The organism is Rubrivivax gelatinosus (assembly GCF_016583785.1).
Classification (GTDB): Bacteria; Pseudomonadota; Gammaproteobacteria; order Burkholderiales; family Burkholderiaceae_C; genus Rubrivivax; species Rubrivivax gelatinosus_B.
Map to the genome: position 1 here is coordinate 1 of NZ_NRRU01000067.1, position 22,737 is coordinate 22,737.

The 22,737-nt window shown below is 72.2% G+C and carries 26 protein-coding genes, 1 tRNA gene and 1 pseudogene; 11 read left to right on the plus strand and 17 right to left on the minus strand.

Annotated elements, in window-relative coordinates; translation table 11 throughout:
• The 11 genes from CKO43_RS16805 to CKO43_RS16855 all read right to left on the minus strand — a co-directional run.
• A partial coding sequence (locus CKO43_RS16805; RefSeq protein ID WP_200379315.1) for a protein kinase domain-containing protein occupies nt 1–1,153 on the minus strand: 1,153 nt, incomplete at its 3' end.
• A gap of 12 nt (nt 1,154–1,165) precedes the next feature.
• Complete coding sequence (locus CKO43_RS16810; RefSeq protein ID WP_200379316.1) at nt 1,166–1,723, minus strand: ECF-type sigma factor; 558 nt, start codon at nt 1,721–1,723, stop codon at nt 1,166–1,168.
• A 232-nt stretch (nt 1,724–1,955) separates the two neighbouring features.
• Nucleotides 1,956–2,231, minus strand: coding sequence for a DUF4242 domain-containing protein (locus tag CKO43_RS16815; protein ID WP_200379317.1), 276 nt, complete (start codon nt 2,229–2,231; stop codon nt 1,956–1,958).
• A gap of 21 nt (nt 2,232–2,252) precedes the next feature.
• Nucleotides 2,253–2,816 carry a hypothetical protein gene (locus tag CKO43_RS16820; protein ID WP_200379318.1) on the minus strand — a complete coding sequence of 188 codons (564 nt, stop codon included), beginning with the start codon at nt 2,814–2,816 and terminating at the stop codon, nt 2,253–2,255.
• 94 nt (nt 2,817–2,910) lie between these two features.
• Nucleotides 2,911–3,246 carry a hypothetical protein gene (locus CKO43_RS16825; protein WP_200379319.1) on the minus strand — a complete coding sequence of 112 codons (336 nt, stop codon included), beginning with the start codon at nt 3,244–3,246 and terminating at the stop codon, nt 2,911–2,913.
• A 94-nt stretch (nt 3,247–3,340) separates the two neighbouring features.
• Nucleotides 3,341–4,144 carry a sulfite exporter TauE/SafE family protein gene (locus CKO43_RS16830; protein ID WP_200379320.1) on the minus strand — a complete coding sequence of 268 codons (804 nt, stop codon included), beginning with the start codon at nt 4,142–4,144 and terminating at the stop codon, nt 3,341–3,343.
• Between the two features lie 454 nt (nt 4,145–4,598).
• Nucleotides 4,599–4,916, minus strand: coding sequence for a type II toxin-antitoxin system RelE/ParE family toxin (locus tag CKO43_RS16835; RefSeq protein WP_200379321.1), 318 nt, complete (start codon nt 4,914–4,916; stop codon nt 4,599–4,601).
• Complete coding sequence (locus CKO43_RS16840; protein ID WP_200230803.1) at nt 4,913–5,164, minus strand: type II toxin-antitoxin system ParD family antitoxin; 252 nt, start codon at nt 5,162–5,164, stop codon at nt 4,913–4,915. The genes CKO43_RS16835 and CKO43_RS16840 overlap by 4 nt, the downstream gene beginning before the upstream one ends.
• 295 nt (nt 5,165–5,459) lie before the next feature.
• Nucleotides 5,460–5,738, minus strand: coding sequence for a hypothetical protein (locus CKO43_RS16845; protein WP_200230801.1), 279 nt, complete (start codon nt 5,736–5,738; stop codon nt 5,460–5,462).
• Between the two features lie 51 nt (nt 5,739–5,789).
• Nucleotides 5,790–7,088, minus strand: a complete 1,299-nt coding sequence (locus tag CKO43_RS26330; RefSeq protein ID WP_200379322.1) for an ATP-binding protein — start codon at nt 7,086–7,088, stop codon at nt 5,790–5,792.
• Nucleotides 7,085–7,837, minus strand: coding sequence for a response regulator (locus tag CKO43_RS16855; RefSeq protein ID WP_200379323.1), 753 nt, complete (start codon nt 7,835–7,837; stop codon nt 7,085–7,087). The genes CKO43_RS26330 and CKO43_RS16855 overlap by 4 nt, the downstream gene beginning before the upstream one ends.
• 170 nt (nt 7,838–8,007) lie before the next feature.
• Here CKO43_RS16855 and CKO43_RS16860 point away from each other — a divergent pair, with 170 nt between their 5' ends.
• From CKO43_RS16860 to CKO43_RS16885, 6 genes and pseudogenes are all read left to right on the plus strand, one after another.
• A complete protein-coding gene (locus CKO43_RS16860) occupies nt 8,008–8,706 on the plus strand; it encodes an ABC transporter ATP-binding protein (protein ID WP_200379324.1) in 699 nt (232 codons plus the stop codon).
• A 68-nt stretch (nt 8,707–8,774) separates the two neighbouring features.
• Entirely contained in the window at nt 8,775–10,193 is a 1,419-nt protein-coding gene (locus CKO43_RS16865) for an ABC transporter permease (protein WP_346728271.1), read from the plus strand.
• Nucleotides 10,186–10,983 carry an outer membrane lipoprotein-sorting protein gene (locus CKO43_RS16870; protein ID WP_200379326.1) on the plus strand — a complete coding sequence of 266 codons (798 nt, stop codon included), beginning with the start codon at nt 10,186–10,188 and terminating at the stop codon, nt 10,981–10,983. The genes CKO43_RS16865 and CKO43_RS16870 overlap by 8 nt, the downstream gene beginning before the upstream one ends.
• Complete coding sequence (locus CKO43_RS16875) at nt 10,980–12,257, plus strand: hypothetical protein (RefSeq protein ID WP_200379327.1); 1,278 nt, start codon at nt 10,980–10,982, stop codon at nt 12,255–12,257. Before CKO43_RS16870 ends, CKO43_RS16875 begins: the two co-directional genes overlap by 4 nt.
• Before the next feature lie 535 nt (nt 12,258–12,792).
• Complete coding sequence (locus CKO43_RS16880) at nt 12,793–13,011, plus strand: hypothetical protein (protein WP_200379328.1); 219 nt, start codon at nt 12,793–12,795, stop codon at nt 13,009–13,011.
• A 21-nt stretch (nt 13,012–13,032) separates the two neighbouring features.
• A pseudogene (locus tag CKO43_RS16885) lies at nt 13,033–13,437 on the plus strand (universal stress protein); the annotation flags it as partial.
• A gap of 91 nt (nt 13,438–13,528) precedes the next feature.
• Here CKO43_RS16885 and CKO43_RS16890 read toward each other — a convergent pair.
• The 6 genes from CKO43_RS16890 to cysS all read right to left on the minus strand — a co-directional run bounded on the left by CKO43_RS16890 (nt 13,529) and on the right by cysS (nt 19,417).
• Nucleotides 13,529–13,621, minus strand: a tRNA-Ser gene (locus CKO43_RS16890).
• A 39-nt stretch (nt 13,622–13,660) separates the two neighbouring features.
• On the minus strand, nt 13,661–14,935 hold the full coding sequence (locus tag CKO43_RS16895; RefSeq protein WP_200379329.1) for an aspartate kinase: 1,275 nt from the start codon (nt 14,933–14,935) through the stop codon (nt 13,661–13,663).
• A 73-nt stretch (nt 14,936–15,008) separates the two neighbouring features.
• The gene (gene tilS, locus CKO43_RS16900; RefSeq protein WP_200379330.1) at nt 15,009–16,298 is read right to left on the minus strand and encodes a tRNA lysidine(34) synthetase TilS; all 1,290 of its coding nucleotides are present in this window, start codon (nt 16,296–16,298) and stop codon (nt 15,009–15,011) included.
• A 2-nt stretch (nt 16,299–16,300) separates the two neighbouring features.
• Nucleotides 16,301–17,272, minus strand: coding sequence for an acetyl-CoA carboxylase carboxyltransferase subunit alpha (locus CKO43_RS16905; protein ID WP_200230776.1), 972 nt, complete (start codon nt 17,270–17,272; stop codon nt 16,301–16,303).
• Between the two features lie 109 nt (nt 17,273–17,381).
• Nucleotides 17,382–18,038: a DNA-3-methyladenine glycosylase family protein gene (locus CKO43_RS16910; protein WP_200230773.1), complete on the minus strand. Its 657-nt coding sequence runs from the start codon at nt 18,036–18,038 to the stop codon at nt 17,382–17,384.
• A 5-nt stretch (nt 18,039–18,043) separates the two neighbouring features.
• Nucleotides 18,044–19,417, minus strand: a complete 1,374-nt coding sequence (gene cysS / locus CKO43_RS16915) for a cysteine--tRNA ligase (protein ID WP_200379331.1) — start codon at nt 19,415–19,417, stop codon at nt 18,044–18,046.
• A gap of 92 nt (nt 19,418–19,509) precedes the next feature.
• Here cysS and CKO43_RS16920 point away from each other — a divergent pair, with 92 nt between their 5' ends.
• From CKO43_RS16920 to CKO43_RS16940, 5 genes are all read left to right on the plus strand, one after another.
• On the plus strand, nt 19,510–20,010 hold the full coding sequence (locus CKO43_RS16920) for a tetratricopeptide repeat protein (RefSeq protein WP_200379332.1): 501 nt from the start codon (nt 19,510–19,512) through the stop codon (nt 20,008–20,010).
• A gap of 71 nt (nt 20,011–20,081) precedes the next feature.
• On the plus strand, nt 20,082–20,645 hold the full coding sequence (locus CKO43_RS16925) for a peptidylprolyl isomerase (RefSeq protein ID WP_200230769.1): 564 nt from the start codon (nt 20,082–20,084) through the stop codon (nt 20,643–20,645).
• A 1-nt stretch (nt 20,646) separates the two neighbouring features.
• Nucleotides 20,647–21,147, plus strand: coding sequence for a peptidylprolyl isomerase (locus tag CKO43_RS16930; protein WP_200230767.1), 501 nt, complete (start codon nt 20,647–20,649; stop codon nt 21,145–21,147).
• Nucleotides 21,147–21,950, plus strand: a complete 804-nt coding sequence (locus CKO43_RS16935) for a UDP-2,3-diacylglucosamine diphosphatase (RefSeq protein ID WP_200379333.1) — start codon at nt 21,147–21,149, stop codon at nt 21,948–21,950. The genes CKO43_RS16930 and CKO43_RS16935 overlap by 1 nt, the downstream gene beginning before the upstream one ends.
• Entirely contained in the window at nt 21,950–22,735 is a 786-nt protein-coding gene (locus CKO43_RS16940) for a M90 family metallopeptidase (RefSeq protein WP_200230764.1), read from the plus strand. Before CKO43_RS16935 ends, CKO43_RS16940 begins: the two co-directional genes overlap by 1 nt.
• The last annotated feature ends 2 nt before the right edge of the window (nt 22,736–22,737 follow it).

Genomic DNA, 22,737 nt, shown 5'->3' on the forward strand with positions numbered 1-22,737 from the left:
CCGCGACGCGGTGGCGGCGCAGGAAGCGCGCGGCACGGTAGCCGGCACCGGCCCGCCGCGCGGCCACCGGTTGATGCTGCAGATAGCGCAGCAGGTCCTCGGCCATCGAGCTCGCGTCGCGGTAACGCGCGGCCGGATGCTTCTCGATCGCCTTCGTGACGATGGCCTCGAGGTCGCCGGCCAGCGCACGCGCCAGCGCCGCCGGTGTCGTGCCCCGGCTCGCGGCGACCGACGGCGTCGCCTGCGCCGCAGCGGCAGCCAGCGACGGTGCGTCGCGCTCGACGACCGCGCGCAGCAGCGCCGCCCGGGGCACGCCCGGCTGCGCAGTCGGGTGCGAGCCGGCCAGCAGGCGGTAGGCGAGCACGCCGGCGGCGTAGACGTCGGTGCTGGCGGCCAGTGGCGCGCCCTGCACCTGCTCCGGTGCGGCACCCTCGGGCGTCAGCATCTGCTGCGTCGCCTGCCCCTCCTCGTCGGGGTCGAGCAGCCACGCGATGCCGAAGTCGACGAGCTTGACGCGGCCGTCGTCGGTGACGAGCACGTTCGACGGCTTCAGGTCGCGATGCAGCACCAGCCGGCCGTGCGCATGCGCCACGGCGTCGAGCATCTGCAGCAGCAGGCCGACGCGCGCCGCGACGCCGAGGCGGCGCTCGTCGCAGTGGACATCGATAGGCTGCCCCGGGACGTGTTCGAGCACCAGATAGGGCTGCCCGTCGTCGGTGACGCCGGCGTCGTGCAGCGCGGCGATGTGCGGGTGCGCCAGCCGTGCCAGCGCCTGCGCTTCGCGCGCGAAGCGGCGGCGGCCGTCGCCCGCCAGCAAGGCGCGGTGCGGCAGCTTCACCGCCGCCACGCCGTCGAAGCGACCGTCGCCGCGGCGCGCGAGCCAGACGCTGCCCATGCCCCCTTCGCCGATCCGGCGTTCGAGCCGCCAGGCACCGACCGCGGCGGCCGCAGCCTGCGGCCCCGCGGTGCCGAGGGCCGCCAGCGGGTCCTCGTCGCCGTCGGACGCCAGCAGCGCGGCGAGCTGCGCGGCGCTGTCGGGGTCGTCCGCGGACACCGCGGCCAGCCGCGCCGCGCGTGCTGCGGGCGGCAGATCGAGCAGCTCGTCGAGCAGCGGGCTCAGCCGCGCCCAGTCGGCGGGGGCGAAGGGCAGCACCACCGGTGGACCTTATTCGCCCAAGGCGTGACGCAGGTACAGGCGCGCCTTCTCCCAGTGGCGCTGCACGGTGCGTTCGCTGACGCCGCGGCGCGCGGCGATCTCGACGAGTTCGAGGCCGCCGAAGCAGTGCAGGTCGACGAGTTCGGCGAGCGCGGCGTCGGCGCGTGCGAGCGCGGCGAGGGCATCGACGACACCGTCGTCACCGGCCGGGGGCACGCCGACGGCGTCGGTCTTCCACTCGGTGAACTGCAGGCCGCCGCCGCGCTTGAGCGCGTGCCGCGCGCGCAGCCGGTCGACGATCAGCCCTCGCATCGCACGCGACGCGTAGGCGAAGAAACGCGCCCGGTCCGGGAAGCTCAGCTCGCGGCCCGCCATGTCGAGGTAGGTCTCGTGCAGCAGCGTCGTCGCGCCCAGCGTCATGCCGGCGGCATGCGCGTGCACCTCGCGCCGCGCGACGCGGTGCAGCTCGCGATACAGCGTGTCGAACAGCCTCGCGGCCGCTTCGCCGTCGCCGGCATCGGCATGCTGCAGCTCGCTCGCCAGTGAGGACGCGGCGCGGGTGTTCATCGCGGCAGTGTCGAAGCCGGATTGAGCCGGGTCAAGCACCGAAGATCCACAGCGCAAGGCCTGCGGCGCGCTGCGCCGTGACACGCTGCGGCTGGAAGAACGGATGCAGACCGACCCCTGCCGGTCGATGGCAAGCAGATGATTCATCGGCGGTTTCAGTGGAAGATCGAACAGGGAGACGGGCGCAGGCGGCGCCTGCCGGCCGGGGCCGGGCCCCGGCGCGGCAGACGCATCAGGGCAGGTAGAAATAGGGGTCCAGCACGTTGACCAGCGTGATGCGGTCGGCGGGCAGCCCGTTCGCCTGCGCGCAGGCCAGGATCGCCTCGGGCGACGGTGCGTCGTAGATGCAGAAGCTCTTCATGCGGTCGGCGACGACGTACGAGTGGATCCAGGTCACGCCGCGTTCGGCGTTGTTGGCGATGACGCGGGCGACGGCCTGGCGGCCCTCGTCGTTCATCGGGATCGTGAGGCCGTTCGGGAAGTTGCGTTCGATCACGTAGCGGGGCATGAGGATGACTCCTGTCGGGTTTCAGTTGGCGGCGGCGGTCGGGCAGCGCACGTCGGGGTTCCAGTCGGCGAACAGCCCGAGCTTGTTGGCGCGCCAGACCCAGAAGTGCAGTTCGTAGAACGACGGCACGCCGTAGCGGTTGGGGCTGCGCACCAGGTGGAACGGGTGGCCGAACAGCGTCGGCGGCTGGGCGTTGGCCGCATCCCAGCTGTCCTGGAAGACGATGTACTCGACGCCGACGAGCTTCAGCGATCCATCCGCCTGCGGCTCGTAGGTCAGCGCCTCCGGGTGCAGCGGATCGGCCATAGTCGTGTCGACCAGAGTGCCGTTGAGGTAATGCACGCCCATCGCGCCGGCGGAGTCGGCCGTGCAGTCGAGGAACTGCGCATAACCGGCGGCCTTGGCGGCTTCGACGTCCTGGAAGGCAGCCGTGGCGCGGCGCACGTTCATCACGCTTTTGGCCAGCGGATCGGGCGGATGGTCCGACCCGCCGCCGTCGTGCGCGCTGGCCGCGCCGGCCGCGGCCAGCATCGTGGCCAGCACGAGCGTGTTGCGCAGCGCTGGCGCGGGGATGGTGATCTTCATCGGGAGGCTCCGGGTGCGGTTGCAACGGACAAGTCGCCGTCCCTGGATCAATCGTCGTCCGGCGCCCGAACCCGACAGCGCAGGGCCGCACCGCTCAGTCCTCGTGGTTGACTTCGCAGGCCAGGACGAGCCCGGAAGGCAGCATCAGCGACACGGCCGCCGCATCCAGGGAGCCCGGCCCCAGGCGCAGCTGTTGCGGCGGAGCCTGCCGCTGTGCCGGCGCGGCAAAGAGGTAGGCCGGCAGCGCCTGCCCGGCGCGCGCCGGCACGACGACCACGGCGTCGCCCTCGGCCCAGCTCACGACGGGCGGCTCGCCCTCCAGGCCCGCGGGCGCCCGGCAGGCGTACAAGGGCCCGGCGACGGGCTCGGTCACGGCCGCCGCTGCGGCCAAGGAGGCGGCCGCGAGGCCGCCGAAGATCCAGGTGTGCATGTTCGAGTCCTCTTGTCGGGCCGCAGGAATTGCGGCCTCGCCTGTTGCAATCGGATTGGCAGGGACAAAGCCGACAGCCTCCCGCACGGACGGCTCATGTCAGCGCCACCTTCATCACCAGCCCGGCACCGGACAGACCCAGCGCCCAGAAAGTGAAGCGGCGCCAGCCCCGGTCGCCGGTGCGCCGGTAGATGCCGACGCCGAGCCGGTTGCCGAGCAGCGCCGCCGGCAGCGCCGTCACGAACAGGAACACGAAGGAGCGATCGAACATCTGGGGCCGGGTCGCCAGCAGCAGCGACAGGCCGACGAGCTGCATCCACAGCACGAAGGGCTGCACGAGCGCACGCCCGCGCTCCTTGCTGACGCCCGTCAGGCCGTTCCAGACCACCAGCGCCGAACCCGGGAAGGCCGAGAACCCGCCGACGATGCCGCCGACCGCGCCCACGAGAAGGCCCGCGCGAGCGCTCGGATGGCGCTTGCGGAGCTGGAGCGCAGCCGGTTTCAGCAGCGACCAGGCCGCATAGGCCACCAGCAACACACCCAGTGCCGCCGTCAGGCCGCGCCCGCCGAACTCGGCCAGGATCGCCAGGCCGAAAGGCATGCCGGCGGTGCCTCCCACCAGAAACGGCAGCACGCCGTCGGGTCGTTGCCAGCGGCCGCCATGGTGGCGCATCTCCGCACGCAGGCTGCCGTAGCTCGACGCCTGGGTCACGAGTGACAGCGCCATCAGCAAGGCCACCCCCACTTGCGCCGGAAGCAGGATCAGGCTGAGGCACCCGATGGCCGAGAAGCCGAAGCCCGACAGGCCGCTGAAGGTCGCGGCGACCAGGTAGATGAGCGACAACAGAAGCAGCGTCGTCGGGGCGAACAAGACCCAAGCGTCGATGAGCGTGTGCATGGTTGCGATTGCCGAGTTCGGTGGAGCGCAGGCCGCTCAAGCGCTGCCGCCACGGCCAGCCGTCCTGAACGCCACAAACGGTCGGCATTGCCGCCCGTCCTCAGCCCAATCGGGAACGCGGCCCGCAAGCCGACAGTGGCAGGCGCTGGCGCGGCGCCAGGTCCACCACTGAAGCCTGCGCAGCAGGCGTTGTGGCGCCCTCTCCCCGTTCCCACGCCCTGAGGTGGAACGGGGACACATGCCGAGGGAGGCCCGGGAATCGCCGGACAAAGAAAAAAGCCGCCAGGTCCTGGGACTTGGCGGCTTCTTCATGCAGCCGGTTCAGGCTGCAATTGTTCGCTTGGCGGGGTCGGAGTGAGCCGAACGACATTGTCGCCAAACGACTTTTTGCGATTCTTGGCCGTTCCCACCGGGCGTTCCCACACTCACGGCCCGACCGTCTTCGTCTTGTATTTCAGCCGTCGCCGCCGAGGATCGCGATGATGTCCTGCCGGTCGCCAAGCAACCGGATCACGTCGACGTGGTCGTCGGCCTTGAGGTAGAGCCACTGCAGAGGAAAGCCGGCCACCCGCCATGAGCGCAGACCAGGGATCTCGCAGAGCAGCCCCAACCGCGGCGACCCCAAACCTGGCATCCGCTGAATCGGAGTGAGCGCGTCCAGTGCCGCGTCGAAGACGCGCTCGCCGAGAGCGCGGCCGCCTTCCCGCGCGTAGTGCCCGGCAAGCTCGACAAGATCAAGCTCCGCGCGCGGCCGAAGCCTGGCGGGCTTCAACGCGAGTCACCCAGCGCTCGATTTCTCAGTTCGACCGCACGCTCAGCCGTCAAAACTTCACCGCGCCCGGAGCTCAGACCTTCCTCGATCAGTTCGCGCAGCCGCTTCTTGGCCTGCTCCTCCTGGTCGCGGCGAATCAACTCCCGCAGGTACTCGCTGGTGTTGCCGAACTGCCCTGAGCGCACGCGCTGATCCACGTACTGCCGCATCGCTTCCGGCAGCGCGAAGCTCATGGTGTTGCTGCTCATAGGCGCATCATTGGCGCACTATCAACAGTTGTCAACATGGGGATCTTGCGTCTGTTGCCAGGTGCTGGTCGCGGTAGGGAAAGGGATGACTCCCCGCCCGCCACACAGATCCGTACATGCGGCGCGGCCCTGCGGTCTTGGGCGTGTGCAGAAAGATGAAGTTCCTGCCGCGGCTGATGAAGATGCTCTGAAGGCCCCGGGAACACTGGCCGCCGGAGAAGCGACACGCCGTCGGCCGGCCCGCGATCAACAGAACCGTTGCGACACGGCGCGCAGGGCGACGGACGGGGCCAGGTCAGGCTCGAGGGGGCCGTTCGGAGAGCTGGGGCACGGCGTCGCACCAGCGCGCCTGGGCCACCGCCGGGCGCGGGGGGTCCCGCGGCATCAGGCGCTCGTGCCAGCGCGGGCGCAGATCTTCGACCTGCTGCAACAGCACGGCGGTGGCGCCGAGCAGGTCGACCCGTTCAGCGGCGCCGACTTGGCGGTGCGCCAGGCCCAGCAGCTGCACGAGCACCGCCGACTGCCCGTAGGCCGGCAGGGCCAGCACGAGCAGGCACAGCAGCGGCCGGCGCACGGGCCGCCGGCGGCGAGAGGACGGAGGGGCGATGCATGCGCAGTCCGAGGGTCAGGCGCGCGGCAGCCGCACGCGCGCCACCAGCCCGCCACCGTCGCGCGGCTCGAGCGCGAGCTCGCCGCCGTGGGCGCGCGCGAGGTTGCGCGCGATCGCCAGCCCGAGGCCGGAGCCGCCGTCGTCGCCGCGCGCCGCCGCTCCGCGCACGAAGGGCTCGAACATGCGCTCCAGATCGCCACCGGCCACCCCGGGGCCACGATCGAGCACGCGGATCTCGACGCCGTCGGCGCGCTCGTCGAGCTCGATCTCGGCGCTGCCCGCGTAGCGCAGCGCGTTGTCGACGAGGTTCTGCAGCAGACGCTGCAGGGCGCGCGGCGCGGCGACGAGGGTGACCACGCCGGGGCCGGCGTAGCGGCAGTCCTGGCCCAGGTCGCGCGCCTGCTCGGCGAGGTTGTCCAGCAGCGCGTCCAGGTCCACGGCCACCCGCGTCTCCTGCAGCCGCTCGCTGCGGGCATAGGCCAGGCCCTGCTCGACAAGGGCATCCATGAGGTCCAGGTCGTGCTCCAGGCGGCGGCGCAGTTCCGCGTCCTCCAGCGCCGAGCTGCGCAGCTTCATGCGCGTCAGCGGCGCCTTCAGGTCGTGGGTCACCGCGGCCAGCAGGCTGGCGCGCGCGCGCAGCTGGCGCCGCACCTCGTGCTGCAGCGCGTTGAGCGTGCGCGTCAGCGTGCGCACCTCCTCGGGGCCCTGCTCGGGCAGCGGCTCGCGGTCGAGGTCGGCGGTCATCGCGCGCGCCGCCGCAGCGGCGTCGCGCAGCGGGCGCGTGAGCTGCGACACCAGCCGCCAAGCAGCCATGCCGACCAGCAGCGCGACCGCCGCCAGCCAGGCCAGCAGCTCGGCGCCGCTCGGGCGCGTCGTCGGCAGTTCGTCCCGGAACACGATCATCAGGTCCTGCCCGCCATCGAGCGCGACGCGCAGCGCCGGACGCCCGTCGCGCTGCGTGGCCACGGGCCGCGGCAGGCCGGCCTGCGCCGCCGCCCGCACGAGATCGTCGAGATCGGAATCGTGCACCGGCACCGCCGGTTCACCCGAGGCGACCAGGCGCCAGCCGTAGGCGGCGCGCTCGCGCCCCAGCAGCGCGGCCGCGCGTGCCGTGGCCGGCAGCGCGAGGAGCCGGGCGCGCTCGTGCCGCAGTTCCTCGACGATCAGCCCGTTGGCCAGCACCCGCGCCTGCCAGCCGCGCCAGGCCCCGAGCGACAGCAGGCTCAGCGCCTGCAGCGCGACGATCGTGCCCAGCACCGCCAGCAGCAGCCGCGCGTGCAGGCTGCCCGGCCAGCGCGACGCGGGCCCGCTCACGCCGGCGTCCGGCGCCGCGCGTCGGCGGACCAGAGCACCTCGCGCGCGAGCACGTAGCCTTCGTGGCGCACGGTCTTCACGTAGCCCGGCTCGCGCACGTCGTCGCCCAGGCGCTTGCGCAGGCGCGAGACACGCAGGTCGATCGAACGGTCGAAGACCTCGGCGTCGCGGCCGGCGAGCTGCACCAGCAGCTGGTCGCGCGTGACGACCTGCTGCGCGTGGTCGAGCAAAAAGGCGAGCAGGCCGAACTCGGCGCCGTTGAGCGGGGTCACCGTGCCGCCGGCGTGCACCAGGCTGCGTTCGGCCAGGTCCAGGGTCCAGTCGCCGAAGTGGGCATAACGCAGGCGCTGCGCAGCCTGGCCCGGCGGCAGCATGCGCGCGCGGCGCAGCACCGCGCGGATGCGCGCCAGCAGCTCGCGCGGCGTGAAGGGCTTGGGCACGTAGTCGTCGGCGCCCATCTCCAGGCCGATGACACGGTCGACGTCGTCGGCCAGCGCGGTGAGCATGATCACCGGCACGGCCGCGTACGGGCCGCGGCGCAGCGCCTGCAGCAGCGCCACGCCGTCGGTGCCGGGCAGCATCACGTCGAGCACGACCAGGTCCACCGGCGACTGCGCCAGCACGGCCCAGAACTCGCGGTCCTGGGCGGCGGTGCTGACCCGCAGGCCCTGACGCTCCAGCTGCTGGGCCAGCAGGCGGCGGATCTCGGGGTCGTCGTCGACGACGAGGATGTGGTCGGGAGGGCTCACGGAGAGCCAGTGTAGGCAGCGCGCACCGGCGCTTTGTATCCCAGCTTGTCCGCCGGCCGCACTGACGCAGTACGACACCAGGCGGCGGGCCGCACGACACCTTCGCGCGGCAGGTCGCGGCTGCAATCGGTCCCGGCCCGCCGTTGGCGGCGGGCGACGAAAGGACCCCCATGCAAGAACCCGATCCCGTGTGCCCGGCCGCCGGCCGCGTGCGCCTGCGCGGCGTGCGCCGGGTGTACCGCCAGGGCCGCGCGCCGGTGGCCGCCGTCGACGGCGTCGACCTGGACATCGCGCCCGGCCGCTTCACGGTGCTCGCCGGCCCGTCGGGCAGCGGCAAGAGCACGCTGCTGCAGCTGATCGGCGGGCTGGACCGGCCCGACGAAGGCGCGGTGTCGCTCGACGGCACCCGGCTGGACACCCTGGACGACGACACGCTGACGCGGCTGCGCGGCGAACGCATCGGCTTCGTCTTCCAGTCCTTCAACCTCGTCCCGGTGATGAGCGCGCTCGAGAACGTCGAGCTGCCGCTGCTGCAGGCCGGCCCGAGCAGCACGGGCAGCCGCGAGCGCGCGCGTTCGATGCTCGAGGCGGTGGGGCTGCAGGGCCTGCACCGGCGCCGGCCCGGTGAACTCTCCGGCGGCCAGCAGCAGCGTGTGGCCGTCGCGCGTGCGCTCGTGCACCGTCCGCGCCTGGTGCTGGCCGACGAACCCACCGCCAACCTGGACCGCGCGAGCGGGCAGGCACTCATCGCGCTGATGCGCACGCTGCAGCGCGGCACCGGCGTCACCTTCGTCTTCTCGTCGCACGACCCCTCGCTGCTGGACGAAGCCGACGTGCGCGTGCAGCTGCTCGACGGGAGGCTGGCATGAGCCCTCAGGACTTGTCCGGGGCTCATTCCCGCCCGGCGGGAACGGCCGGCAGGCCGAAGGGTGTCCCAGTGCCCCCCCGCGAGACGTCCGCCTTGCTGCGCCTGGCATGGCGCAACCTGCTGCGCAACCGGCGCCGCAGTGCGCTGACGCTGGCCATCGTCGCGGTGGCCGCCGCGTCCAGCACGCTGCTCGGCGGCTACCTGACGGCCACCGTGCGCACGCTGGAGACCGACACCGTGCGCCAGGTGGGCCACCTGCAGATCGTGCGGCGCGGCGCGCTGGACTTCGGCCGTGGGCAGGCCGCGCGCTATGCGCTGCACGGTGGCGACGCGGTGCTCGCCGCGCTGCGCGCCGACCCGGTGCTCGCGCCGCGACTGGCCGTGGCGACGTCGATGCTGCAGGCCGGCGGCGTCGCCGGGCGCTTCGAGGCCGGGGCCTCGACGACCTTCGTCGGCCAGGGCTGGGAGCCGCAGGCGCGGGCCCGCATGCTGGGCTGGGACGGACACGCGCTGGGCATCGCCGCGCTGGCCTCGCCGCTGGACAGCGGCCGACCGCTGGCCGGCGTCATCGGGGCCGGGCTGGCGCAGCAGCTCGGGCTGTGCGCCGAGCTGCGTGTCGACGGCTGCAAGCCGATGCCCGAGGCGGCGCCGGCCGCGCCGCCGGCCTCCGCGGCCGCCTGGTCCGCGGACCTGGACCGGCTCGGCGAACAGGCCGCGGCGGCACGCGCACCCGCCCGCGGCGGCGCCGAGATCGAGCTGCTGGCCTCCGGTGCCGGAGGCGCACCGAACGTCGTGCGCCTACAGCTGCTGGCGGCGCAGCGGCTGGGCCAGCGCGAAGCCGACGCCAGCCACGTCGCGATGCCGCTGCCGCTGGCGCAGCGCCTGGTCTTCGGGCCGGACTCGCAGGCGGTGTCGGCCCTGGTGCTGCAGCTGCGGCACAGCGCCGACCTGCCGCTCGTGCAAGCGCACCTGGCACGCTGGCTGGCGCTGAACCGTCCCGACCTGGAACTGCTGGACTTCGAGACGGTGCAGCCGGCGTTCCGCCAGGTGGTGACGATGTTCGGTACGCTGTTTCGTTTCGTCGTCGTGCTGATGGTGGTGCTGACGCTGTTCTCGGTCGGCAACACGCTGAACATGGCGGTGAGCGAACGAACGCGCGAGATCGGCACGCTGCGCGCGATCGGCTGGCTGCGCCGCCGCGTGCAGCGCCTGTTCCTCGTGGAAGGCGCCCTGATCGGCCTGCTGGGGGCGGCGCTCGGCGTAGTCGGCGCGGCGCTGCTGGCCGCCGGGCTGATCAACACCGGAAGGTTCCAGTGGACGCCGCCCAGCCGCGGCACGCCGGTGCCGATCGCGGTGGACCTGGGCGGCGATCCGGCTCTGGTGCCCGGCGTGCTGCTGCTGTTCACGCTGGTCGCCTGCCTGTGCTCGTGGTGGCCGGCGCGCCGCGCCGCAGCCCAACCCATCGTGGAGGCGCTGCGCCATGTCTGAGAACCGCCTCCGCCGGCGTCTGCTCGCCGGCCTCGTGTCGACCACCCTGGCGGCCCTGGGCACTGCAGTCCGCGCCGAGCCCGACCCGGCGCTCTGGCTGCACGACAGCGACCGCATCCGCAACCCGCCCGGCAGCTTCTCGGTCAGGCTGCAGCTCACCGAGTTCCGCCAGCGCCAGCCGGTGGCGGCCAGCACGCTGGTGGTCTACGCCCGCCCGGCCGACGACGGCGGCGAGTACCGCAACCTGGTGCGTTTCGTCGCGCCGGCGCGCGACCACGGCAAGCTGATGCTGCGCAACGGCCAGGACCTGTGGTTCTACGACCCCGCCAGCCGCGCCAGCGTGCGCCTGTCGCCGCAGCAGCGGCTGCTGGGACAGGCCTCCAACGGCGACGTCATGACCACCCAGCTGGCCCGCGACTACGACGCGCGCTGGGCCGGTGACGAACGCATCCGCGACGGCGACGGGCGCGAAGTCGCGGCGCACCGGCTGGTGCTCGCCGCGCGCCGGGCCGGGATCGCCTACCCCGACGTCGACTACTGGCTGGCCGTCGACGACCACCGCCCGCTGATGGCGCGCTACCGCAGCGCCGAAGGGCGGCTGCTCAAAAGCGCGTGGTTCCGGCGCTGGCAGCCGGTGCTGGGCGAGGTCCGACCGACCGAGACCGTGATCATCGACGGCCTGGACCCTGGCTGGGTGACGGTGATGCAGCTGTCGGAACACACGCTGCGCGAGGTGCCCGCGGCCTGGCTGCAGCGCGACTTCCTGCCGCGCTGGAAGGACGAGCGGTGACGTCGTCGGCGACCTTCACGGCCTGCGTCCTGCTCGCCTGCGCCGCGGCCGCTGCGCAGGCGCAGGAGCCCGACCCGGCGGCCTTTCGCGTCGAGGCCCGGCCCGAGGCGCCGCCGCCCTGGGGGCTGGCCTGGCAGACCACGCTGGAGTTGCGGGACTCACGACAGCCGCAGACCTGGGCCGACGCCGCGGCCCTGGAACAGGTGCTGGACCTGCGGCACGAGTGGCAGCCGGCGCGCGGGCTGCGGCTGGCGCTGTCGGCACGCGCCGAAACACGCGTGATGCCCGCCGGACGCACCGAGACCGGCGGCGCGCTGCGCGAGGCCTACACGAGCCTGGAGCCCGCGGGCGGGTGGTTCGTCGACGCCGGCCGCGTCAACCTGCGCCAGGGCGTGGCGCAGGGCTGGAACCCGTCGGACTGGCTGCGCGCCGGCGGCCTGGGCGCCGCCTGGCAAAACCCGGCGGCCGCACGCGAGAACCGCCTGGGCGCGGTGATGCTGCGGCTGCAGCGCAGCGCCGCCTGGGGCAGCGCCGAACTCGCCTGGCTGCCGGACCTGGCGACGGGCGCCGACACCGGCCTCGCCGACTGGGGCCTGAACCTGGAGCGCGGCAACGACCGGCAGGCCCTGTTCGTGCGCGTTGCGCCCGCCCTCGGCGAGACGCTGACGCTGGACCTCGGGGCGCTGGCGCGAGCCGGCGAACACCCGGCATGGAGCGCCAACCTGACGGCGCTGCTGTCGCCGCGCTGGCTGGCGCTGCTGGAGCTGCAGTGGCAGACGCTCGCGGGCCTCGCGGCGCCAGACCGCCCGGCCCGCGCGGCACGGCCACGCCCGCGGCTGGCGGCCGGGGCCAACGTGACGCTGGACAGCGGCGCGGTGCTCGGGCTGGAGTGGCACCACGCCGCCGACGCCCTGGACCGCGGCGACTGGGCCGCCTGGCGCCGCGCGGCCTTGGTGTCGGCCGAGGGCCGCCAGGCGCTGGGTGCGCTACGCGCCGGCCGCGCCGCCCGGCTGGACCCGCTGGTGCGCGACGCGTTCTACCTGCGCCTGCAATGGAACGACCCCTGGCACGACGGCCGCCACGACCTGGCCGGCCACCTGCGCTGGAACCCCGCCGACGACAGCCGCTGGCTGCAGGTCGAGGCGGCCTGGCACGCCCGCCCGGACTGGTCGCTGCGTCTCGTGCTCGCCGGCAGCCGCGGACGGCCCTACAGCGAGTTCGGCGCCCGCGCCGTGCGCGGCGTGGCCGCCTTGACGAGCGACTGGCGATTCTGAGTCCCGCCGCCGGCCGCGGCGCGAGGCCTGACGCTCAGGGCCGTTCGCCAGCGGCCAGACGGGGCCCGATGTCCTCGACCACCGCCGGCAGCACCGCGATCGTGTCGACGACGTGATGTGGCCGCGCCGGCGCGCCCGTTCACGCCCGTTCACGCCCGGCTTCGCCGGCCGCCAGATACTCGTCCAGCGTCCAGCCGCAGCGGCGGCCCGACAGCACCGAAGCCGAGTTCGGGCACGTTGGGCAGCGCCATCCACGGGCCCGGGCGCGCACCGTTGCGCGGCTAGCCGGTCGTCGAACCGATCGTCAGGCCGCGGTCACGCAGCCCCTGCACGGCGTCGAGCGCGCCCGGAATCAGCTCGCCGTGCAGGCCGAAACGCGAATGCCTGCGTGCGGCGACCTCGGGGTCGCGGCCCAGGGCCTCGACGTGTTGCGAAGCTGCCGACGTCGACGACGGTGCCGGCCCAGTCGAGGATCACGGCTTGCGCCGCCGGCCTCCGGTGCCCGGCGGCCTGCCGATAAACCTTCCAGTCGGTGATGAAGCAGATGGCCTGGCTGTCGTCGCAGAGGCAGGAGCTCGCGCGCTCGGACGCCTCCGCCGAGGACAGGCACGAGCAGACCGAGCTCCTGCAGATGCGCATGGAGGTGCTCGCCGCCCGGTTCGCCGCGCTCTGTCGCCAGGAGGCCGACGGCCCGGCAGCCACCTCACGCCCCGGCAGCGGCAGCACCAGCTCGTCGCTGGTCGCGGTGGCCTGAACCGCCGCGCGCCATGTCCTTGCGGCGGCTGGCCCGGCGCTGCTGGCCGGCGACGGCGAGGTGGCGCTGCTGCACGTGCTGCGCCAATGGCGCCCGAGCAGGCGCGCCGGCCACGACGGCCTGCACACGCTGGAGTGCGACCTGCGCCGCCGCGTCACGCAACTCGAGCGTGTCGTCGACGCGCAGGGGCCGCAGGCCGAGCGCCTGCGCCTGATGCTGGCGCCGGGCGCCGACGTCGCCGCCGAGCTGCTCGCCCGGCGCCCGCGCGCCGGCAGCCAGCTCATCGTCGTCGGCCGTTCGACCGAAGCGCCGTGGCTGGACGCGCTGCTGGGCAGCGTCTCGCGCAGCGTGCTGCGCGCTTCACCCTACGACGTGCTGGTGGTGCCGGTCGGCTCGGCGCTGATGCCGGCGACAACCGATCCATAACACGAAGAGGTGGCCGAATGGAAAAAGCCGCCTCGTCTTGCGACTTGGCGGCTTTCTCGTTGCAACCTTGTTCAGGCGGCGATTGTTCGCTTGGCGGAGTCGGAGGGATTCGAACCCTCGATGCAGGTTTTGCCCACATACTCCCTTAGCAGGGGAGCACCTTCGGCCACTCGGTCACGACTCCGGCGAAGAGGCGGCATTCTAGCCGCAATTTTGAAGAGTTCTACTCGGCCTCGCTCGGCTGATCGAGATCGAAGGCCTTGTGCAGCGCGCGCACCGCCAGTTCCATGTACTTCTCGGCGATCACGACGCTCGTTTTGATCTCGCTGGTGCTGATCATCATGATGTTGATGCCCTCTTCCGAGAGCGTGCGGAACATCGTGCTGGCGACGCCGACGTGGCTGCGCATGCCGATGCCGACGATGGACACCTTGCAGATCTTCGGGTCGCCGATGACCTGGGCCGCACCGGTGGCGGGCGCCACCTGGGTCTTCAGCAGTTCCAGCGTGCGCTGGTAGTCGCCGCGGTTGACGGTGAACGAGAAGTCGGTCTTGCCGTCGTTGGAGACGTTCTGGATGATGACGTCGATGTCGATGTTGGCCGCGGCCACCGGGCCGAGGATCTGATAGGCGATGCCGGGCTTGTCGGGCACGCCCATCACGGTGATCTTGGCTTCGTCGCGGTTGAACGCGATGCCGGACACGACGGCTTGTTCCATCTTCTCGTCTTCCTCGAAAGTGATCAGCGTTCCCGAGCGCGCTTCTTCCGCGATCTCGATGTCCCAGGGCGTGAAGCTCGACAGCACACGCAGCGGCACCCGATACTTGCCGGCGAACTCGACCGAGCGGATCTGCAGCACCTTGGAGCCCAGGCTGGCCATCTCGAGCATTTCCTCGAAGCTGATGGTCGCCAGGCGACGCGCCTCGGGCACGATGCGCGGGTCGGTGGTGTAGACACCGTCGACGTCGGTGTAGATCAGGCACTCGTCGGCCTTCAGCGCTGCGGCCACGGCCACCGCCGAGGTGTCGCTGCCGCCGCGGCCCAGCGTCGTCACGTTGCCCAGGTCGTCTATGCCCTGGAAGCCGGTGATGATGACGACCTTGCCGGCGGCCAGGTCGGCACGCACGCGCTGGTCTTCGATGCTGCCGATGCGCGCCTTGGTGTAGGCGGTGTCGGTGTGCACCGGCACCTGCCAGCCCGAGTAGCTGACCGCAGGCAGCCCCTCGGCCTGCAGCGCCAGCGCCAGCAGGCCGACCGAGACCTGTTCGCCGGTGGCGGCGATGGCGTCGAGCTCACGCAGCGCCGCGGGCGTCATCGCCGCCGGCTGCAGCTCCTTGGCCAGGCCGAGCAGCCGGTTCGTCTCGCCGCTCATCGCCGAGGGCACGACGATCATCTGGTGGCCGGCGCGTGCCCATTTGGCGACGCGTTTGGCGACGTTGCGGATGCGCTCGGTCGAGCCCATCGACGTGCCGCCGTACTTGTGAACGATCAGTCCCATGGATCCCGGTAACGAGCAAAAAACGCTTGATTTTAGCCGGGCCGCCGGCTGCACCGGCCAGCGATCGATGACGTCAGGCGCCGTCGGTGTGCCAGTGCAGCGTGAACTGCGGCTCACCCGGCGGCGCGATGCAGCGCGCGTCCAGCCCCAGGCCGGGGGCGAAGAGCAGTTGCCCGTCGCCGAAGACCAGCGGCCCGCCACGCGCCCAGGCGGGGATGCGCCGCGCCTGGTACTGCTTCTTCAGGCAGCGCGGCAGGGTGCGCGCGCCGAGCTGGAACTGTTCGCCGCCGCGGCGCGGGCGCAGCGTCGCGCGGCGCAGCCGGGCTGCCGCCACACCGCCCTCGCCCACCGCGACGACGTCCAGGCAGCCGCCCCAGCCGGGCAGGTGGTGGCAGCCGGCGTGCGCCAGGTCCAGCGTCGACTCGCCCGGTGGCGGTATTTCGGGCGCCGAGGCGGCAAAGCGCAGCCGGCCGTCGTGCAGGCGCAGCTCACCGCCCGGTGCCGGCCAGCGCGCGGCCTGCGCCCCGGGCAGTTCGGTCGCGAGCCGGCGTACCAGCGTGTCGGGCACCGGCAGCGGCAGCAGCGCACGCAGCCAGCCGCGCAAGGCCGCGGTGCGGCGGGCGGCAGGCAGTTCGGTCCAGGCGGCTGTGTCCAGGCCGCCCTCGCCGCCCAGCGTCGCCAGATCGGCCTCGACACCGGCCTGCAGCGCCGCCACGTCCTCCGCGGAACGGCGCGCGGCCGCGGCCAGCTGCGCCTCGGCGTCGGGAAAGGCGGCCACCAGCGCCGGCCAGACGGCGTGCCGCAACCGGTTGCGCGCGTAGGCGCCGTCGTCGTTGCTTTCGTCGTCGACCCAGCGCAGGCGGTGGCGGCGCAGATAGGCCTCGATGGCTTCGCGCGGCTGCTCCAGCCAGGGACGCACCCAGACGATGCCGTCGCGTTCGGCGCGCGCCGGCATCGCCGCCAGCGCCTGCAGGCCGCCGCCCCGCAAAGCCTGCAGCAGCAGGGTCTCGGCCTGGTCGCGGCGATGCTGCGCCAGCAGCACCAGGCCGCAGCCGGCGGCGTGCGCCATCGCCGCGAGCGCGGCATAACGTTCACGCCGCGCCCAGGCTTCGATGCTGTCGCCGCGCTGCGGCGCGCCGCCCAGGCGCGTGGCGTGGAAGTGCAGCGGCAGACCGGCACGGGCCCAGCGGGCGCACTGCGTGCGCAGATGCTCGAGCCAGGCGTCGGCCGACGGCACCAGGCCATGGTGCACGTGCAGCGCATGCACCTGGATGCCGTGCGCACGCGCGGCGCGGGCCGTCGCGTGCAGCAGCGCGGTGGAGTCGCGGCCGCCGCTGGCGGCCACCGCCACCGCGGCCGGCAAGCTCAGCGCTCCTTGGTGTCGGTGAAGCGGCCGTAGGACTGCAGGCGCTCGTAGCGGCGCTCCAGCAGTTCCTTCGGCTTCAGGTCGACGACCTGGCGCAGCGCGTCGTTGAGCGCGCGCTTCAACTGCGCCGCCATCCACTTCGAGTCGCGGTGGGCGCCGCCGACCGGCTCGTTGACGATCTTGTCGACCAGCCCCAGCGCCTTCAGGCGGTGCGCGGTGATGCCCAGCGCCTCGGCGGCGTCGGACGCGCGTTCGGCGGTCTTCCAGAGGATGGAGGCACAGCCTTCGGGCGAGATCACCGAGTACACCGAGTACTGCAGCATCAGCACCTGGTCGCCGACGCTGATCGCCAGCGCGCCGCCGGAGCCGCCTTCGCCGATGATGGTCGTGACGATCGGCACCTCCAGCCGCGCCATCTCGAAGATGTTGCGGCCGATGGCCTCGGACTGGCCGCGTTCCTCGGCGCCGATGCCGGGGTAGGCCCCCGGCGTGTCGACGAAGGTGAAGACCGGCAGGCCGAACTTCTCGGCCAGCTTCATCAGGCGCAGCGCCTTGCGGTAGCCCTCGGGGCGCGACATGCCGAAGTTGCGCGCGGTGCGCTCCTTGGTGTCGCGGCCCTTCTGGTGGCCCAGCACCATGCAGGCGTTGCCGTTGAAACGCGCCAGACCGCCGACGATCGACTGGTCGTCGGCGTAGTGGCGGTCGCCGTGCAGCTCCTGGAAGTCCGTGAAGATCTCGTTGACGTAGTCCAGCGTGTACGGCCGCTGCGGATGGCGGGCGATCTGCGTCACCTGCCACGGCGACAGGCTGGAATAGATCTCCTTCGTCAGCTGCACGCTCTTGCCGGCGAGCCGGTCGATCTCTTCCGAGATGTCGACCGCCGACTCGTTCTGCACGAAGCGCAGCTCGTCGATCTTGGATTCCAGCTCGGCGATCGGCTGTTCGAACTCGAGGAAGTGGCGTTTGCTCATGCGTTGATCTCGCGGTCTGACGATCCCATCAAGCTGCCGCAGCGGGCCGGCTCTGCCGGACCGCTTGCGGCGCCCCCTGGGGGGAGCGCCGAAGGCGCTTCGGGGGGGCCTAATAACTCACAGGAAGCGGATCCAGGCTCCGCCAAATATACCAAGTGGCCACCGAGCGATAAGGAGCCCACGCCTCGCCGACTTCGCGTGCCTCGGCACGCGACACCGGCTCGCCGCTGAAGTAATTGAGGCTGATGCCCTTCAACAGGCCGAGGTCGTCCAGCGGCAGGACGTTCGGGCGCATCAGATGGAAGATCAGGAACATCTCGGCGGTCCAGCGGCCGATGCCGCGGATCGCGACGAGCTCGTCGATGATCGCCTCGTCGTCCATCTGCTGCCAGTCGGCGACGTGAACGGTGCCGTCGACGAAGTGGCGCGCCAGGTCGAGCAGGTACTCGGTCTTGCGCGCCGACAGGCCGGCGCCGCGCATCGTCAGCGGGTCCAGCGCATTGACGGTCTGCGGCGGCAGGTGCATCTCCGGACCGTCGACGAGCGCGGCGAACTTGTTCCACACCGACTGCGCCGCCTTCACCGAGATCTGCTGGCCGACGATGGAACGCGCCAGCGTCGTGAAGGCGTCGCCGCGGCTCTCCAGCCGCGCTTCGCCGAAACGCGGGATCAGCTTCTTCATCACCCGGTCGCGGCGCGACAGGTGGCGGCAGGCGTCGTCCCAGTAGGCCGGCGTCACGGCGAGGACCTGGTCACGAGGGGACATCCGGATCAGGCCCTCACCCAGGTCGTGCCCTGCGCGCCGTCCTTCAGCTCGACACCCTGGGCGGCGAGTTCGGAGCGGATGCGGTCGGCATCGGCGAAGCGGCGCTCGCGCTTGGCGGCGGCACGGGCTTCGATCAGCGCCTGGATCTCGGCGTCGCCGACACCGGCGCCGGCCTGCAGGAAGGCGCGCGGCGACTGCTGCAGGATGCCGAGGATGGCGCCGAGCGAGACCAGCAGCGCGGCGGTCTTCGGGTCGCGCTCGCGGTTCAGTTCGTTGGCGAGCTCGAACAGCACCGCCAGCGCACCCGGCGTGTTGAAGTCGTCGTCCATCGCCGTGCGGAAGGCGGCGGCACGCGGGTCGTTCCAGTCGAGCTCGCCGGCCTCGGCGCCGCAGCCGTCGAGCGCGGTGTAGAGCCGGCGCAGCGCGGCGCGCGCTTCGTCGAGCAGCGAGTCGGCGAAGTTGAACGGGCTGCGGTAGTGCGTGCGCAGCATGAAGAAGCGCACCGTCTCGCCGTCGAACTTCTTCAGCACCTCGGCGATGGTGAAGAAGTTGCCCAGGCTCTTGGACATCTTCTCGTTGTCGACGTTCAAGAAGCCGTTGTGCAGCCAGTAGTTGACAACCGGATGACCGTAGGCGCCTTCGCTCTGCGCGATCTCGTTCTCGTGGTGCGGGAACTGCAGGTCCATGCCGCCGCCGTGCAGGTCGAACCGTTCGCCCAGCAGCGCGCAGCTCATCGCCGAGCACTCGATGTGCCAGCCCGGGCGCCCGGCGCCGAAGGGGCTGTCCCACTTGGCCTCGGCCGGCTCCTCGGGCTTGGCCGACTTCCAGAGCACGAAGTCCAGCGGGTCTTCCTTGCCGCCGGCCACCGCGACCCGTTCGCCGGCACGCAGCTCGTCCAGCGACTTGCCCGAAAGCTTGCCGTAGCCAGGGAAGCGCCGCACCGCGAAGTTCACGTCGCCGTCTTCGGCGCGGTAGGCCAGGCCCTTGTGCTCGAGCTTGCCGATGATGTCGAGCATCTGCGGCACGTAGTCGGTGGCCCGCGGCTCGTGCGTCGGCGGCGCCAGGCCGAGCGCGGCGAAGTCGCGGTGCATCGCCGCGATCATCTCGTCGGTCAGCGTGCGGATGGCGACGCCGCGCTCGAGCGCACGGCGGATGATCTTGTCGTCGATGTCGGTGATGTTGCGGACGTAGGTGACGTCGTAACCGCTGGCGCGCAGCCAGCGGTAGACGACGTCGAACGCGAGGTTCATCCGCGCGTGCCCCATGTGGCACAAGTCGTACACCGTGATGCCGCAGACGTACAGGCGCACGTGGCCCGGCTCGATCGGAACAAAGGTCTCGAGACGGCGCGTCAGGGTGTTGTGGAGGCGGAGCGTCATGCAGTCGGGAATCTTCAGTGGGGCGCGCCGATACAATCTTTCAGTATAGCGGGCGCCTCCTGCGCCCCACCCTGCCGAACCCCCCGCTGCAGATGCTCCGTGTCCTGATCGCCGCACTCGCGCTGGCCCTGGTCCCCCTGGCACATGCCGACGACGCCGCCGATGCCCAGCGCCTGCTGCTGGCCGGGCAGGCGGACGCGGCGCTGGCCCGCGCCGAGACCGCGCTCGCGCAGCGCCCGAACGACGCCACGCTGCGTTTCACGCGCGGCGTCGCGCTGCTGGACCTGGGCCGCGACGCCGAGGCCGAGGACGCCTTCCTGCGCATGACGCAGGACTTTCCCGAGCTGCCCGAGCCCTACAACAACCTCGGGCTGCTGTACGCCCGTGCCGGCCGGCTGGAAGACGCCCGCGTCGCGCTCGAAACCGCGCTGCGCAACGACCCGTCGCAGCGCAACGCGCGCCGCAACCTCGGCGACGTGATGCTGCGCCTGGCGCTGCAGTCCTGGGAAGCGGCGGCGGCGGCGACACCGGGCGACCCGGAACTCGAACGCCGCATCCGCGTCGCGCGCGAACTCGCCGCGAGCCCCCGCTGACGTCGGGCCCGGGCAGCGCCCGGGCCGTGCGCGTCGCTAGACTTCCCGCATCCACCGCCCCGAAGGACTCCATGTTCCGCCACGCCAAGCTTGTCGCTTTCGCTGCGGCCGCCATCGTCGCCGCCGCTCCCGCCAGCGCGCAGACCGTGCGCCTGGACACCAGTGCCGGCGAGATCGTCGTCGAGCTCGACGCCGCCAAGGCGCCCAAGACCGTCGACAACTTCGTCCAGTACGTCAAGGCCGGCCACTTCGACGGCACGATCTTCCACCGCGTGATCCCGGGCTTCATGATCCAGGGCGGCGGCATGACGCCCAAGATGGCCGAGAAGCCGACGCGCAAGCCGATCCCACTGGAAAGCCGCAACGGCCTGGCGAACACGCGCGGCACGCTCGCGATGGCGCGCACGATGGTGCCCGACTCGGCGACGGCGCAGTTCTTCATCAACGTCGCCGACAACGGCTTCCTCGACCAGCCCAACGCACGCGACGGCAACGGCTACGCCGTCTTCGGCCGCGTGACCACGGGCATGGACGTCGTCGACCGCATCGCCGCGACGCCCACCACATCGTCGGGCCCGCACCAGAACGTGCCGGTCACGCCGGTGATCATCCGCAAGGCCACCCTGGAGAAATGACATGACCAAGCAAGTGCAGTTCGAAACCACCGCCGGCACGCTGGTGATCGAGCTCGACGACGAGCGCGCGCCGGTGACGGTGGCCAACTTCCTCGACTACGTGAAGAAGGGCCACTACGACGGCACCGTCTTCCACCGCGTCATCAAGGGCTTCATGGTCCAGGGCGGCGGTTTCGAGCCCGGCATGAAGCAGAAGCCCACCGGCGCCAGCATCCAGAACGAAGCCAAGAACGGCCTGCGCAACCTGCGCTACACGCTGGCGATGGCACGCACCTCCGACCCGCATTCGGCGAGCGCGCAGTTCTTCATCAACACCGGCGACAACGGCTTCCTCGACAACGACCGGGCCCAGGACGGCTGGGGCTACGCCGTGTTCGGCAAGGTGGTCTCGGGCACCGAGGTCGTCGACCTGATCGAACGCGTGCGCACCGGCCGCAAGGGCTTCCACGACGACGTGCCGCTGGAAGACGTGCGCATCGAGCGCGCCACCGAGGTCGCCTGATGGCCGCAGGCAGCGCTGCAGGCACGACGGCGCTGCCCGCGTACTTCGAGTTCGAGGCCCCGCGCGACTGGCGGGCCATCGACTTCATCTCCGACATCCACCTCGCGCCGACGCTGCCGCGCACCGTCGACGCCTGGCGCGAGCACCTGCTGCACACGCCGGCCGACGCCGTCTTCATCCTCGGCGACCTGTTCGAGGTCTGGGTCGGCGACGACGCGCGCTGCCTGCCCTTCGAGCAGGAGTGCGCCGAGGTGCTGGCCGAGGCCGCCAGCCGGCGCAGCCTCGCCTTCATGGCCGGCAACCGCGATTTCCTCGTCGGCTCGCGCCTGCTGCGCGAGACCGGCGTGATGGGGCTGGCCGACCCGACGCTGCTCGACGCCTGGGGCCGGCGCCTGCTGCTGACGCACGGCGACGCGCTCTGCCTCGAGGACACCGAGTACCAGGGCTACCGCGCCCAGGTGCGCGACCCGGCCTGGCAGCGCGACTTCCTGGCGCGGTCGCTGGCCGAACGGCTGGCGATCGCCGCCGACATCCGCCAGCGCAGCGCCTCGCGCCAGGACGAGGCGGCGCTGTACGCCGACGTCGACGCCGGTGCGGCGGTCGCGTGGATGCACGCCATCGGCAGCGCCGAGCTGGTGCACGGCCACACCCACCGGCCGGGCAGCGAGACGCTGGCTCCCGGCTACAAGCGTCACGTGCTCTGCGACTGGGACCTGGACGACGCGGCGCGGCCGCGCGCCGAGGTGCTGCGCCTGACGCGCGACGGATTCGAGCGCGTGCCGCCGACGGCCGCCGGCGCCTGATGTGGCAGCGGCTGCGCAACCGGCTGCAGCAGCGGCGTGAAGAAGCCGCGCTCGCGCGCCGCCCGATTCCCGACGACCTGTGGAAGCGCACGCTCGTGCGCTACCCCTTCCTGCAGCGGCGCGACCCCGAGGCGGCAGCGGCGCTGCGCCGGCTGACCAGCCTGTTCCTGGACCGCAAGGAGTTCAGCGCCCAGCCCGGCGTGCGCCTGACCGACCACGTCGCGGTCGCCGTCGCGGCCCAGGCCTGCCTGCCGATCCTGAACATCGGGCTGGCCGCCTACGACGGTTTCGTCGGCATCGTGCTGCACCCGGACCAGGTGGTCGCGCGGCGCTCCACGGTCGACGAGGACGGCGTCGTGCACGAGTACGACGAGTTGCTGTCCGGCGAGGCGATGGAAGGCGGCCCGGTGATGCTGTCCTGGCAGGACGTGCGCGCCGCCGGGCGCAGCGCCGCCGAGGCCTACAACGTCGTCATCCACGAGTTCGCGCACGTGCTCGACATGGCCGACGGTGTCGCCGATGGCGTGCCGCTGCTGCCGGCAGAGCTGCCCGCCGCCGAATGGCAGGCGGTGCTGCAGGCCGAGTACGAGGACTTCTGCCGCCGTGTCGAAGCCGACGAGGACACCGCGCTCGACCCCTACGGCGCGCAGTCGCCGGACGAGTTCTTCGCGGTCGCGAGCGAGGCCTTCTTCGTCGCCCCGGCGGCGATGAAAAAAGAACACCCCGCGTTGTACGGGGTGTTCGTCAGGTTCTATCGGCAGGACCCGGCGGCCGAAGCCGCCTGAGG